Source organism: Rhodococcus sp. IEGM 1241 (assembly GCF_033142365.1).
Taxonomy (GTDB): Bacteria; Actinomycetota; Actinomycetes; order Mycobacteriales; family Mycobacteriaceae; genus Rhodococcus_F; species Rhodococcus_F erythropolis.
Genome location: NZ_JAWLSE010000001.1, coordinates 1,856,378 through 1,868,816, shown reverse-complemented (window position 1 = coordinate 1,868,816; position 12,439 = coordinate 1,856,378). Strand labels below are relative to the sequence as shown.

The following is a 12,439-nucleotide window of genomic DNA, read 5'->3' as shown; positions in this document are numbered from 1 at the left end:
CACCGTGATAGACCCGATAGATGGGACATCTACGAGTGGACATCACGAATGGCCGTCCAGACAAGGCATCGAGCCCAGACGACCAGTCGATACGGTCTCACAAGTCGAGTCGATCGATACTGTCCATCCGATCCGAGGCGTCCATTCTCTCGATCGGATCGGCATACTCGATTCTCTCGATCGGTAGCGTCGGCTCTTTCCTTTCGATCGGGAGCATCGGGTCTACGGCATCGGTGCTGAGTTCGGGCTCGTTCGCCAGCCTCGGGTCGGCACTGTCCGGTCTCTCACGCTGGTCACTGCTTTCCTGGCGGGGAAATCACACCGCCCCCGAGGAACATCCGAAACTTGTTGTCATTGCGCCGGAATCGGATTCGAGCGATCCGGACCGATCACTGCGGTCCGTCTCGCACTCTCAGACCTGATTCGGTCGCGGCCATTCGCGGCCTTCCAAGGACTCGACCGAGGTATTGAATTGCCGCAGTAGGTCACCGAGCGCGAAGCGCTGCTCCGGCGTCCACTCACGCAGCGCCTTTGCGACTCCTGCTGTCGAATGTGCGCGGTCTGCACGGAGTTTCGCCAGACCCTGCGCCGTCGGCCGAACTTTTCGAGCCAGCCCACCGTCCGGATCCTCCACCCGCTCCACCAGACCCTGCCGCCTCAGAGCGCCGATCTGCCGGTTGATGGTCGAAATGTCGAGCGAGAAAGCACAAGAGAGTTCCTTGAGGCTCATGGGCTGCTGCAATTCCAGTCGTCCGAGCAACAGATACGCGGACCGGTCCAGAAGAAGTTCGGCTCTTTGAGCCAGCGCGTGGTAACGCGAGAGCAGGGTCAACTCGTACTCGATGTTCACCAGTTCGGGTTCTCGATCCATACTCATATTGTGCAGAATACACACGATGTGTAGCGTGCACATTGGGGCGAACGCACCAAATCAGAACAATCCATGGCGGGAGCCGCATGTCCGTGCACGCAGATTCGTCGAACGTCGACGAGAAATCCCCGGACAAGAAAACCACGGTCACGAACTACGCACCTTCGGGTCCCGTGCTCACAGTCCTCGGGCTGTGCGGAATCGTCGTCGCGCTGATGCAGACACTGGTAGTCCCGATCATCCCGCAGTTGCCTCACCTACTGAATTCCACCCCCACCGACACCTCGTGGGCGGTCACCGCAACACTCCTCGCTGCCGCGGTGATCACGCCGATCAGCGGGCGGCTCGGCGACATGTTCGGCAAGAAGCGAATGCTGCTCGTCAGCCTCGGATTGGTCGTTCTAGGCTCGGCCATCTGCGCGATCGCACCTTCACTCGTGGTGCTCATTATCGGACGTGCACTTCAAGGAGCATCTATCGGGGCGATTCCATTGGGCATAGCCATCATTCGCGATGTACTGCCGCCGAAAAAGGTAGCCGGGGCAATGGCGGTCATGAGCGCCACCCTCGGCGTCGGTGGTGCGATCGGATTGCCCATCGCCGCGGTGATCGCTCAGCATGCCAACTGGCACTTCCTCTTCGTCACTGCGGCGGCACTCGGATTGATCTGCGTCGCACTTGTTGCGTTCGTCATTCCCGAATCAACGGTACGACGCCCGGGCCGTTTCGACTTCGTCGGAGCCCTCGGCCTCACAGTCGGCCTGATCACTCTGCTGCTGCCCATCACCAAAGGCGGGACTTGGGGATGGGGCGACGCAAAAACGCTCGGACTCTTGGGCGTGTCCGCCCTCAGCTTCCTGGTTTGGGGATGGTGGGAGCTTCGACGCAACGCACCTCTAGTGGACCTCCGAGTATCGGCCCGGCCGCAGGTTCTCTTCACCAACTTCGCGTCGATCGCCGTCGGATTTGCCATGTACGGCCACTCTTTGACGCTCCCCCAACTCCTCATGGCACCGACATCCACCGGCTACGGACTCGGATTGTCCATGGTCGCAGCAGGACTCGCGCTGGCTCCCGGTGGACTCGTCATGATGGCACTCTCACCTGTGTCCGCTCGAATTTCGGCGTGGCAAGGCCCGCGAATCACGCTGATGCTTGGCGCGCTGATAATCGGATTGGGTTACACCTTTGCGTATTTCACGGTTTCGAGCGTGTGGCAGGTCTCCGCTGCCGGAATGATCATCGGCGCAGGCGTCGGACTGGCGTACTCGGCGATGCCCGCCCTCATCATGGGCGCTGTGCCCATCACGGAATCTGCGGCCGCAAATGGACTGAACTCCTTGATGCGATCGATCGGCACATCGACGTCTGCCGCGATCGTGAGCGTCGTTCTGGCCGGAATGACCATCACCGTCGGCACCGCAGTGATCCCCTCGTTCGAGGCGTTTCGTGCCACGTTCCTGATTTCCATCGCAGCCGCCGTTGTGACGATGGTGTTCGCCGGATTGATTCCCAAACAGAAAGTCACGTAAGGGAATCAACCCGGCAGAGGACTCACTTCTCCGAAGAGCCTTCGATGCTGCCAGTCTGCAACTTCGACAAAAGTGTGTAGATGAAACTGATGATGGTATCCACGCGTTGCCCTCTCACATATTGGGTCCCCGACCCGTCAACGACGGTACCGCAGAACTCGTCTGCATCGAATCGCCGACAATCAATTCTGCAACGTGTTCTAATTTGAGGCGACCACTACCCGAGGAGCCTTTCATGACCTGGACGCGTACCGAACTCGAAGACGCCTTCGCGGGGTACCAGAACACCGTTGTCGAGTGCACTCGTTCCGGCGATTGGAACGCCTTCGCGGACATGTTCACCGAGGACGTCGTCTACGTGGAACACGCTTTCGGCACCCTCAATGGCCGAGAGGCTGTACGCAAGTGGGTCACTCGCACAATGACAGAGTTCCCGGGGCACCGCATGACCGAATTCCCGGCCAACTGGTTCGTCGTCGACGAGCAGCGCGGATGGATCGTGTGCGAGATCGACAACCCGATGGAGGATCCGGGCGACGGATCCAAGCACGGAGCCGCCAACATCACGATCCTGCATTACGCCGGCAACGGATTGTGGTCTCGCGAAGAAGACGCCTACAACCCGATGAACTTCCTGTCGATGGCAAAAGCATGGTGCCTCGCCGCCGAAGCGGCGGGCACCCTCCCCGATGACGCCAAAGCCTGGCTCGCCAAATTCGGCGCTATGGTGCGATAGATCCTGTCGGCAACGAGGATCCGACGGGCTGGACCGGACCGACCGCACCGGCCAACGACCACTGGCCGTAGTCGCGAGTGAGGATCGAGTTCAGATCCACGCCCACGCCGTCGACCTTGCGCTTGTCGATCTCGAACTGGTGCAGGTTTGCCCTCGGGTGCACATATCCTGCGGGCGACCCCCAGTTGTGCTGCCAGAACCAGGTTCCGACGCCGGCGCTGATCATTGCGTCGATCACGCGAGTGTTTCCGTAGATACCGAGTGCTCCGTTGCCGACGACCGAGGCCCACCCCTCGAGGTACGGCGCGATCAGGGTGGTGATTTCGGTACTGGTCGGGTTGTCGTCGATCGACGCGTAAATCGGCCGACCGGACGGCCCACCGGCCGCAGCATGTAGTTCGAGGCCACGGGAAGCATGACGCTTGCCTGCCTCGCGAGCCCCGCGCCAGTCCGCCGTTCCGCCCTTGCCGAATTGATAGCAGGAAACGACTTGGAGTCCGGCCGCCGTCAACGCGTCGGTTTCCCGCGCCAGTACGGGCTTACCGACCATCCAATCGGCTCCCGGGCGCCTGTCCGAGACATATCGAATGGCGCCTGCATACCCGGCGGCCTTGATTGCCTGAGCGGACGGCACACCGGCGGCGTAATCGAGCAGGGTCCCTAGTGAACCGGCATTGGCCACCGACGTCGTACCGCTCAATGCAGCGAGTCCGGCAGCTGCCGATCCAGCAGCTGCGTACTTGAAGAGGTTTCTTCGCGAGACGTGCACAAAGCTCCGATCATCGGCGTGTCCCGCTGGAAGTGGCGGGCAGGCAAGCTATCTTCTTTCGCTCGCATTCCACCACAGTCACATCAACCCCGCCATGCACTTGGCCAACAATGCTCACATTGTCACCAAATTGGACGTTAGACAGATAGTCAGACAGACAACAGTGGCCCCCGAAGACATCGTCTTCGGGGGCCACTGAGTCGGCCTAGCGGCCGGAAGCTATCAGCTGAGCGAGGTGAAGAAGCTCAGAGCGCTGAAGAGATCAGACGCGTTGCTGAAGAAGTCGTTGAGGAAGGTGAAGGCATCCGAGAATTCTGCGCTGCTCATGCGATGTGCTCCTGTCGAAGATACGGTCCAGAGGATTGCCGCCACGTGAGTGGCTGCTGGCGATAAGAGTAGAGGTCTTCCGTTACTTCCGCGACACCAAATGTGTCCGGGACGTTACATTTCGACCCCTTCGGGACACGGACATACACACAGGTGACGCCCACCGGCAGTGATCAAACTGTCACCTACGGACGATTTATTGACGTATTCCGAACATCGTTCCCGATAACAGCTATCTCGCAGCATCAAACCTGTAGGCGGACCACAAGATTGGCAAGCCTTACTTAACAGAGAGGGCGTTGCTCCCGCTAGAGCGCGTACCAGCAGATTGGCCAAATCCCCCGCGGCAATGTGGCCACGCGAGCTTAGTCCGGGCGCAAACATTCAGCCACAGTTCGAGTTAGCGAGATCTTTACGCCGAAAACGACCATCCCGACTGACCGCGGGACCGTACCTAGCGGTCATCATGGTGACGCTATTCACACCGATTTGCGGAACTCCAGGCACCGATAGCAGCCCTATCTCGACACCAATCGGACGTTCGAGGGCACAGTGGAGTTCATGAACCTCACAAAAAAGAAATCCTGGAGTGAGCTGTCACCCGCGCAGCGCCGCGTCGCCGCCCTGCTCGCAACGATTCAGTCTCTGTTGGCGATCGCCGCGTGGACAGACCTGGCGCGACGCCCTGCCAATACGGTCAATGGCAGTAAGAAGAAGTGGGCGGCGATCATCTTCGTCAACTTCTTCGGACCGCTCACCTACTTCCGCCGAGGCCGGATTCAGTCGAAGTAGTCCCAGAACTGCAGCCACTTCACGGAGGCGAAGAGCGTCAGAGTCACGACGTACACCGCAATTACCGCTGCGACACCGCGCCAGTTGGTGCGGGGAACGGCGCCGTCGACCGGGTCGAGCCAGTGGCGGAACCACCTGGTGACCGTCGGCATCAGGAACCAGGTCATGGCGCCGACGCTGACTATCTGGCTCAACCACATCGACAGCCACGGCGGCGCTCCGATTCCGTCGAGCAGCGGACCGAGAAATCGTGACAGCGTCATCACTGTCGGATAGAGAACGAGCAGGATGATCATCGCCGTTTTCCAATTCGGCGTCGCACGGGTCTGCCCGTTCTCCGTGCGCAGAATGGTGCCGAACGGTGTCGACCGCGTGGTCTCAGTGAAGTCCTCGGCCAACTCGGCTCGCAGTTTCGGCAGTGCCGCGGCCCTTTCGGGCGACGCCATCCACTCCGCCAATTGCTGCTCGGTCCGGAACCGAAGGACGGACTTCCACTGGGTGGAGTCGGTGACCGACCGCAACAACATCACCGACTCGTAGCCGGAAAATCGCGAACTGAGATCGATGAGGTGGCGTTGCGTTCGCAGAAACTCGTTCTCCTTGCCCACGACGACGACGTGGTCGTACACGCCGATACCGGGCGGCGGCAGAACTCCGTCGACGAGGACCAGATCACTCGTCTGTGCCAGAATTCCCGTTGCCGCAGCGGCTCTTTCGAGATCGCGGCGATCACTCGACTCCAGCCAACGGTGAAGATCGTCGGCACTGTCGAATGTGACAGACATGCCGTGCGACACCGGTTCCGGTTGATCACTGATGCCACAGCTCAGGTAGCCGTCGAATCGACCGGCGGTCTCGGCCGCACGCTCGACCCACGCTCGGAATCCCGAACTCGTTCGGTGATACCCGGTGATGGCGGTTGCCGACACGTCAGCCCGACACCTGGCGCCCTTGCACGTATACGTGCGCAATCGCGGGCTCGCGCATCGCCATCAGGAGCCCGAAGAGCGTCTGGTCGCGGGCGAGTATCGGATCATCCGAACGCGTTCCGTGGTTGACGAGCCCGGCGAGCGGCGGCCACCCGGAGGGATCGATCACCAGGAAGTCGGCCTCTTTGCCCTCGTCGAAGTTGCCGATCCGGTTCTCCATGTCCAGAGCCCGAGCACCGGCGAGGGTTCCGGTGAACAGCAGTTCGGCGGGGTGCATCGACACTCCGTCGTCGCCGGCTTCGGAGATATGAACCTTGAAGGCGTCGCCGAGGACTCGGGTGAGCAGGCACTCGTCGCCGCCGCCGAAGTCCGATCCGATCGCGATGTTGACCCCTGACGCAACGGTTCGCTTCCACGGCATGGTGCCTGAGCCGAGAAACTGCTGGGACGTCGGGCAATGTGCGATCGAGGTTCCGGTCTCGGCCATTCGTGCGAGTTCGGAGTCCTGGCAGTGCACCGAGTGCGCGAGTATCGCGCGCGGACCCAGAAAGCTCTTTCCGCCGACCTGTGAGCCGGGGAGGAACTTGCCGTCGTACGTGTCGAGATAGGTCTCGACCTCGTACTCGGCAAGTGTGGTTGCGACCTCGCCGGTTCCGGGCCGATTGTTCTCATTGAGGTGACTGTGGAAGTAGACGCCCCGGTCACGGACGGAGTCGTACAACTCCCCCAAGTCTTTCAGCGTCCGTGTTGTCACCGCGAGGGAGAAGCGAGGAACCACTGCAACGTGAATGAGTGCGGTGTTCACGTCGCCGGTGTCGGCCGCGTGCCACTTGTCGATCTCCTCGCGGGTGAGTCTGATCGCGTCCTCTTCCGAGGTGATCAGCGCGGCAGCGGACGCCGGGCCGGTGGTCTGAATCCCGCGGCCGCTGACCACTCGAAGGCCGCGATTCAGAGTTTCGGAGAACAGGGCGTCCTGCGCGTGCGGGAAGGCCGATCCGAACACCATCGCGGCCGTGGTTCCCGTCGCGATTCGGCGAGCGCAGAAGGCCTCGGCAGCGTGCTGGGCGAACTCCGGATCAGCGAATCTCGATTCGGAGGGAAAGACGCACAGGTCGAGCCACTCGAGTAGTTGGCCGCCGCCGTACGCATCGCCGGCGTAGGTCTGCGGGAAATGAATGTGGGCATCGACGAATCCGGGCAGCAGGAAACCCGGTCGATGATCGTGAATTTCGCCGCCCGCGAGGTCTCCGGGGAGCGATTCGAATTCTCCGCAGTAGACGATCGTTCCGGCATCGTCGATCGCCAAGACGCCGTCGGGGATCGAGACGAGCGACTGCGCCGCATCCTCAACCGTCGGACGACCGGAAATGTGGAAGACATGGCCTCGATGAAGGTGCGTCACTTACTGAGCAAAGCACAAAACTACCCGGCGCCGCGCGGCGAATGCTGTCCTTTTTGTCAGATATTGGGATCAAGCAAGAGTTGCATGCCAAACAAGAGCCGCAGCCAGCGCACCTGCACCGTTCAACGACCAATGCAGAGCAATCGGCGCAATGAGACTGCCGCTGCGATGACGAAGCCAGGTGAATACGAGACCGGCCGCAGCGGTGGCGAGAACAGCTCCGAGGATACCGGCGACCTGGCCGACGACTCCGGTACCGAGAAAGCCGGACAGACCTTCGTTACCGCTGGTCAAACCCATCGACGACGCGATGTGCCACAGTCCGAACATTAGAGAACCGGCAGCGGCGACGCCGCGGAATCCACTGACCCGGTTCAACGTGCCGTGCAGGACGCCACGGAAAGCCAACTCTTCGGGAATGACGGTCTGCAGCGGGATCACGATCATCGACGCGATGATCGCGCCGGAAATTGTGGCGTAGCGATCCGCCATGAAGAAGGGGCGTGTAAGCGGAAGCAACGCGCCGACGGCGACAACGGTCAGGACCAGGCCGACAGCGGCAAGGGCGTACTTCGAACCCCGCCGGAGATCGCGAGGTGAGAGCCCCAATTCCGCCCATCCCATTCCCCGGCGCTTGGTGAGCGCCAACAGGACGAGAGCAGAGATGGGTACCGTCGCGATGCTTGCCCAGGCGGTGGTGAAATGCGCGATCAGATTGGTTCCCACCAGCACCACGATCACAACAGCGATATCCACGTATGCATGCATCCGCGGAAAACGAGGAGCGGTCGTTGCGATCTCCACTGGGCCGCCGCTCGTTAGCTGAAAGTTCACTTTTTCCAGTGTACTGACGCATGAGAACTGCCCGCCACTGTTTGCGAACACGCTCACAGTGACGGGCAGGTCCCGAAACACCTCTGATCAGGCGCCGAGCGTGCTCGCAAACTTCGGAACGGCGTTGTCGATTGCGTAGGTCAACCCCGGTACCGAGCCACTCGAGAACGCATTGACGAGTGCCGGGTCATCGAGGATCAACAGATGTCCCTCCTGAGCCGACGGGATTGCGCGCAGTAGCGGATCGTTCGCAAACGCACTGCTGTCGAGGAAGATCGGAAACAGCACCGTGAGATCCGCGTCGAATAAGTTCAGGTTCTCGTTGGCGACCGGGATGTAGAAGTTGCCGGTGGCTTTTTCGGTGATCGCCGTCGGGATCGTGAAGCCGAGGCGGGTCATGAAGTCTGCGCGTGCGTCGCCGGGTACGTACGCGCCGTAACCGTCGGAACTGTAGGCGCCGACGGCCGCTGTCTTACCCGCAAAGCTCGGATTGGCGGCAATTGCAGCGTCGAACTTGGCGTCGAGGCCGGACAGTAGCGCCTTTCCTTCTGCTTCCTTGCCGAGAGCCTTCGCGACGAGTTCGGTCTGCTGCTCGACCGTCGTCCCGTACGCAGTGGCCAGACCCGGGGGCGGCCCGACCGTCGGCGCGATGGCGCTGAGCTTGTCGTAGGTGGCCTGCGTGTTGTCGCTTCTCGTCCACAAAATCAGGTCCGGGTCGAGAGCAATGACGTCCTCGATGCTCAGGTCCATCGTTCCGAGGATCTTCGGGTCCGTGGTGAACTCGTCCGCAATCCAGGGTCCGACACCCTTGCCACCGAACGCCATCCAGTCCGCGACACCGACCGGCTGTGTTCCGAGGGCAAGTGCCGTCTCGGCGTCCGACCAACCGAGCGCGACGACGCGCTGCGGGTTGGCCGGGACCTCGACGTCGCCGAACATGGTCGAGACGGTTGCTCCCGCCTCCGCGGGTGCGTCAGCGCTGTCACTGCTGCAGCCGGCAAGCCCGCCGACGGCGAGCGAGGCCGCCAAGGCCGTGACTGCAATCTTCATTCGAGAGACTTTGATTCGCATGGTTACCAGCACTCCTCCAACGCTCCAGCGAGAATTAGGGAAGGCTAGCATCAGCTAACGAAGACTGTCGCCCATCGGCCAGATCGTGTTCAGGACGCGTCTGCGGCCCGTTCGAGCTCTGCGATGTCGATCTTCTTCATCTTCATCATCGCGTCCGTGGCGCGTTGTGCCTTGGCCCGATCCGGATCCTTCATCAGTTCGAGAAGACGATTCGGGACTACCTGCCAGGACAATCCGAACTTGTCCTTGGCCCATCCGCACGGGCCCTCTTCCCCACCTTCAGTCAGCCTGGACCAGTAGTGATCGACCTCAGCCTGATCGACGCACGGAATCTCGAATGACACTGCTTCCGAGAACGTGAACATCGGTCCGCCGTTCAATCCGGTGAATCGCTGACCGCCGAGCTCGAAGCTGACGGTCATCACCGATCCAGCCGGCATTCCGGAAGGCGATCCCTCGACGTATCTTTCGATTCCCAGGATCTGCCCGGAACCGAACACCGAGATGTAGAAGTTCGCTGCTTCTTCTGCTTGGTTGTCGAACCACAAACAGGGAGTGATGGAAGGCATGTTCTGTCCTTGTCGATGAGGTTACGAATCAGGTGTACAGGGTTATAGACCCGGCCCGAAGCGGAAACTCATCGCAAGGAATTACTCAAGCCGACAACGCAGAGTCGAGCATCGGCCAGGAACGAACGAGTTCGTCGCGCCAGTACGGCCAACCGTGCGTCCCCACCGGTTGAGCGCTGCGGGTGACATCGACTCCGCGATCGCGCAACACCTGCGTGATCTGGTCGGTGCACAGGTTCGATCCCAGTTCCATGACCCCGCCAACGACCAGTACCCGGCCCAGGGCAGGAGTATCGAGAGTTTCGTGCGGGCCTGGTAGTCCCGATCCCGAGGCGAGATACACCTTGGTGCCGCGGAGCTTGTCGGCATTGGCGAAAATGTCGTGCTCTTGCCAAGCCTCACTGCCGGCCGGACCCCACATCTGCTCCGAACGGGCATTTCCGTTGATGACCACAAGATCGGTCAACGCCTTGCCGAATCCTCCGACGGTTGTGTAGCAGCCGCTGTAGCCCGCGACCGCGTCGTACAACCCGGCCGAGCGTTGGGCCAGGATCAGCGCGGCCTCTGCGCCCATCGAGATCCCGCCGATTGCGTTGTGCCCGTTGGTTGCGAACCTCGTGTCGATCAGTGAGGGAAGCTCTTTCGTCAGGAACGTCTCCCATTTCAGACGACCGAATTTCGGGTGGTCTTCCTGCCAATCGGTGTACATGGTGCCTGTTCCACCGATGGGGAGTACGACGTTCACGTTCTTGTCGGCAAAGAACGGGACGATATCGCCGTTAGCCGGAGCCAGCCAGTTGTTCTCTTCGATCTGCCCGGAATTGCCGTCCAGGAGATACAGCGTTCCGCGCGGTTCCGAGCGGTCGGCAGGAAGCAGCACTTTCACCTGCATGGTGCGCCCCATGGCGGGACTCGCGACGTCGAGAAGAACCAAGCGCGAAGACAGTTCGGTGACACTCGTTATCTTCGGGGTCTCGTCGGCGAGCGCGGTCGAGGGCAACGCAAGTAGTGAAATCAAGGCGAGCGCGCCGACGAGAACGACGCTTCGAAGACTTGCTCGTTGGGGCCTCACACGCCGAGCGACGCGGCGATCATCGGCCACGAGTCGTGTAAGTCGTCTTCCCAGTATCCCCATGAATGCGTTCCTGCCGGCTTGAAGTTGTAGCGAATATTGTTCATACCCAGTGCGTTCGTCCTGTCCGCAAGCTGGGTGGTGCAGTAGTGCGTTGCCGCCTCGATTCCGCCACCGAGAACAAGCTGCAACGCCAAATCTGTGACGTCGTTGCCGATCCGTGGATCGGCAAGCGTGTCGTACGGACCCGGAATCCCGGTTGCGGTAGTGATGTACATCGGGATTCGAGGTAGCTTGTCCGCGTTGACAACCGGATCGTGAGCCGGCCAACCCGGGCCATCGTACGGACCCCACATGTTCTCCGCGTTTCCACCACCCACTGCGACCACGAGTTTCACGAAGTCCTGACCGATGCCTGGACTCGTCATCGCACACCCACTGAAGGACCCGACACTGTTGTACAGCGCGGGCGCCGCCATAGCCAGATCCAGTACCGACGTGCCCGCCATCGACAAGCCTGCCAGGGCGTTATCGCCGGTCGTCCCGAACGTCGAATCAATGACTGGCGGTAGTTCTTCCGTCAGGAACGTGGTCCACATGTTGACCCCGTTGTTGTTGCCGGATTCCGCGAGGCCGGGGTCCGGCCGCTCCCAATCGGTGTAGTAGCTGAATGCTCCACCGAGAGGGGTGACCACGTTGACGTGCTTGTCCGCGAAGAACTTCGGTGCATCGGTCCGCACCGACCACGTCGCGTCGTCTTTGCCTCCGTCCACTCCATTGAGTAGGTAGAGCGTCGGAGCGGGCGTGGAGGTATCAGCCGGCCGCAAGACCTGCAACGGAATGTCGCGCCCCATCGACGGTGAGTACACCGAGATGTCGACCAGCCTGCTGTCCACCGGCTGAGCGTGACCCGGTGCCGTGAGGAGCTGGAGCCCACATACTGCCGTGGCCAACGCCACGAAGACGCGGAAAACCGTTCGCAAAGCACGAGTCTCGATCATCCGGGTCACTCTCTTCGGCAGCGGAACCTTTCGAACGGTACCGGCTGAAAGAGGCAAACCCGACGTGATCGGAAAAACTCGATCCTGTCGACCTAGTTCCGATCGACACGGAAAGGCTCACGCACCGAGTGCGTGAGCCTTTCGGAACTAGAGTCCTCCGATCAGGCCGGAGGGGTTCCTCCGCTGAGCGAAGTCAACAGGTTGACGATCTCGGTGCCAATCGCACTCGAACCCGTGGTCAGAATCTTGATGATGTCGAGCGAACCCATGTGAACTCCTATGTTGGTGGGCGCTTTGCACGCCAAGCTGAAGCAGATGAATGCAGACCCCTAAGAGGCCCGACTTTTAGCCGCCGAAGCTACCGAGGTTGGTCTCAACCGAACCCATGAACGTTTCGAGAAGACCATCAGCAGCAAACAACGAGCCCAAGCCACCGAGGGCAGCGGCGAGAATCGATTCCATCGAACCCATGTGAATCTCCTTGAGAGGTCAGAGGTCAGCTGCCGAAAGCACCCGACAGTGCTGTGACAGCTG

Annotated in this window: 14 protein-coding genes; 4 read left to right on the top strand and 10 right to left on the bottom strand. The window is 60.9% G+C overall.

The annotated features are described in order from the left end of the window. Positions 1-20 precede the first annotated feature (20 nt). Entirely contained in the window at positions 21-422 is a 402-nt protein-coding gene (locus R4P70_RS08995) for a hypothetical protein (RefSeq protein ID WP_020908488.1), read from the top strand. Here the strand turns inward: R4P70_RS08995 and R4P70_RS08990 are convergent. Beyond that, positions 413-871: a MarR family winged helix-turn-helix transcriptional regulator gene (locus R4P70_RS08990; protein ID WP_078377383.1), complete on the bottom strand. Its 459-nt coding sequence runs from the start codon at positions 869-871 to the stop codon at positions 413-415. The genes R4P70_RS08995 and R4P70_RS08990 overlap by 10 nt on opposite strands. 86 nt (positions 872-957) lie before the next feature. Here R4P70_RS08990 and R4P70_RS08985 point away from each other — a divergent pair, with 86 nt between their 5' ends. Together R4P70_RS08985 and R4P70_RS08980 are read left to right on the top strand one after the other, a co-directional pair. Continuing rightward, positions 958-2,403 carry an MFS transporter gene (locus tag R4P70_RS08985; RefSeq protein ID WP_060939502.1) on the top strand — a complete coding sequence of 482 codons (1,446 nt, stop codon included), beginning with the start codon at positions 958-960 and terminating at the stop codon, positions 2,401-2,403. Between the two features lie 235 nt (positions 2,404-2,638). After that, positions 2,639-3,139, top strand: coding sequence for a nuclear transport factor 2 family protein (locus R4P70_RS08980; protein ID WP_007726289.1), 501 nt, complete (start codon positions 2,639-2,641; stop codon positions 3,137-3,139). Here the strand turns inward: R4P70_RS08980 and R4P70_RS08975 are convergent. After that, positions 3,126-3,908 (bottom strand): DUF1906 domain-containing protein, encoded by a 783-nt coding sequence (locus R4P70_RS08975; protein ID WP_020908491.1) that lies wholly within the window; start codon positions 3,906-3,908, stop codon positions 3,126-3,128. The two genes, R4P70_RS08980 and R4P70_RS08975, sit on opposite strands and share 14 nt — an antisense overlap. An 888-nt stretch (positions 3,909-4,796) precedes the next feature. Here R4P70_RS08975 and R4P70_RS08970 point away from each other — a divergent pair. Then, complete coding sequence (locus tag R4P70_RS08970; protein ID WP_029536799.1) at positions 4,797-5,027, top strand: PLD nuclease N-terminal domain-containing protein; 231 nt, start codon at positions 4,797-4,799, stop codon at positions 5,025-5,027. On the opposite strand, the gene R4P70_RS08965 is transcribed toward R4P70_RS08970, so the two are convergent. The 8 genes from R4P70_RS08965 to R4P70_RS08930 all read right to left on the bottom strand — a co-directional run bounded on the left by R4P70_RS08965 (position 5,015) and on the right by R4P70_RS08930 (position 12,376). Then, positions 5,015-5,956, bottom strand: a complete 942-nt coding sequence (locus R4P70_RS08965; protein ID WP_020970233.1) for an antibiotic biosynthesis monooxygenase — start codon at positions 5,954-5,956, stop codon at positions 5,015-5,017. The genes R4P70_RS08970 and R4P70_RS08965 overlap by 13 nt on opposite strands. 1 nt (position 5,957) lies before the next feature. Then, on the bottom strand, positions 5,958-7,358 hold the full coding sequence (locus R4P70_RS08960; protein WP_151532300.1) for an amidohydrolase family protein: 1,401 nt from the start codon (positions 7,356-7,358) through the stop codon (positions 5,958-5,960). Positions 7,359-7,427: 69 nt separating this feature from the next. Further along, positions 7,428-8,126, bottom strand: a complete 699-nt coding sequence (locus tag R4P70_RS08955) for a CPBP family intramembrane glutamic endopeptidase (RefSeq protein ID WP_020908494.1) — start codon at positions 8,124-8,126, stop codon at positions 7,428-7,430. A gap of 153 nt (positions 8,127-8,279) precedes the next feature. Beyond that, positions 8,280-9,242, bottom strand: coding sequence for an iron-siderophore ABC transporter substrate-binding protein (locus tag R4P70_RS08950; RefSeq protein WP_411742460.1), 963 nt, complete (start codon positions 9,240-9,242; stop codon positions 8,280-8,282). Positions 9,243-9,352: 110 nt separating this feature from the next. Continuing rightward, positions 9,353-9,832, bottom strand: a complete 480-nt coding sequence (locus tag R4P70_RS08945; RefSeq protein WP_007726307.1) for a VOC family protein — start codon at positions 9,830-9,832, stop codon at positions 9,353-9,355. An 85-nt stretch (positions 9,833-9,917) separates the two neighbouring features. After that, positions 9,918-10,904 carry an alpha/beta hydrolase family protein gene (locus R4P70_RS08940; RefSeq protein WP_317830693.1) on the bottom strand — a complete coding sequence of 329 codons (987 nt, stop codon included), beginning with the start codon at positions 10,902-10,904 and terminating at the stop codon, positions 9,918-9,920. After that, on the bottom strand, positions 10,901-11,905 hold the full coding sequence (locus R4P70_RS08935) for an alpha/beta hydrolase family protein (protein ID WP_317830692.1): 1,005 nt from the start codon (positions 11,903-11,905) through the stop codon (positions 10,901-10,903). The genes R4P70_RS08940 and R4P70_RS08935 overlap by 4 nt, the downstream gene beginning before the upstream one ends. A gap of 345 nt (positions 11,906-12,250) precedes the next feature. Next, positions 12,251-12,376: a hypothetical protein gene (locus R4P70_RS08930; protein ID WP_257898927.1), complete on the bottom strand. Its 126-nt coding sequence runs from the start codon at positions 12,374-12,376 to the stop codon at positions 12,251-12,253. Positions 12,377-12,439 lie beyond the last annotated feature (63 nt).

What these genes read in the sequence shown, in the direction of transcription:
- R4P70_RS08985 (WP_060939502.1), top strand. Translation starts at nt 958, where the DNA reads ATGTCCGTGCACGCAGATTCGTCGAACGTCGACGAGAAATCCCCGGAC.
- R4P70_RS08980 (WP_007726289.1), top strand. Translation starts at nt 2,639, where the DNA reads ATGACCTGGACGCGTACCGAACTCGAAGACGCCTTCGCGGGGTACCAG.
- R4P70_RS08935 (WP_317830692.1), bottom strand. Translation starts at nt 11,905, where the DNA reads ATGATCGAGACTCGTGCTTTGCGAACGGTTTTCCGCGTCTTCGTGGCG.
- R4P70_RS08990 (WP_078377383.1), bottom strand. Translation starts at nt 871, where the DNA reads ATGGATCGAGAACCCGAACTGGTGAACATCGAGTACGAGTTGACCCTG.
- R4P70_RS08970 (WP_029536799.1), top strand. Translation starts at nt 4,797, where the DNA reads ATGAACCTCACAAAAAAGAAATCCTGGAGTGAGCTGTCACCCGCGCAG.
- R4P70_RS08955 (WP_020908494.1), bottom strand. Translation starts at nt 8,126, where the DNA reads ATGCATGCATACGTGGATATCGCTGTTGTGATCGTGGTGCTGGTGGGA.
- R4P70_RS08950 (WP_411742460.1), bottom strand. Translation starts at nt 9,242, where the DNA reads ATGAAGATTGCAGTCACGGCCTTGGCGGCCTCGCTCGCCGTCGGCGGG.
- R4P70_RS08930 (WP_257898927.1), bottom strand. Translation starts at nt 12,376, where the DNA reads ATGGGTTCGATGGAATCGATTCTCGCCGCTGCCCTCGGTGGCTTGGGC.
- R4P70_RS08995 (WP_020908488.1), top strand. Translation starts at nt 21, where the DNA reads ATGGGACATCTACGAGTGGACATCACGAATGGCCGTCCAGACAAGGCA.
- R4P70_RS08945 (WP_007726307.1), bottom strand. Translation starts at nt 9,832, where the DNA reads ATGCCTTCCATCACTCCCTGTTTGTGGTTCGACAACCAAGCAGAAGAA.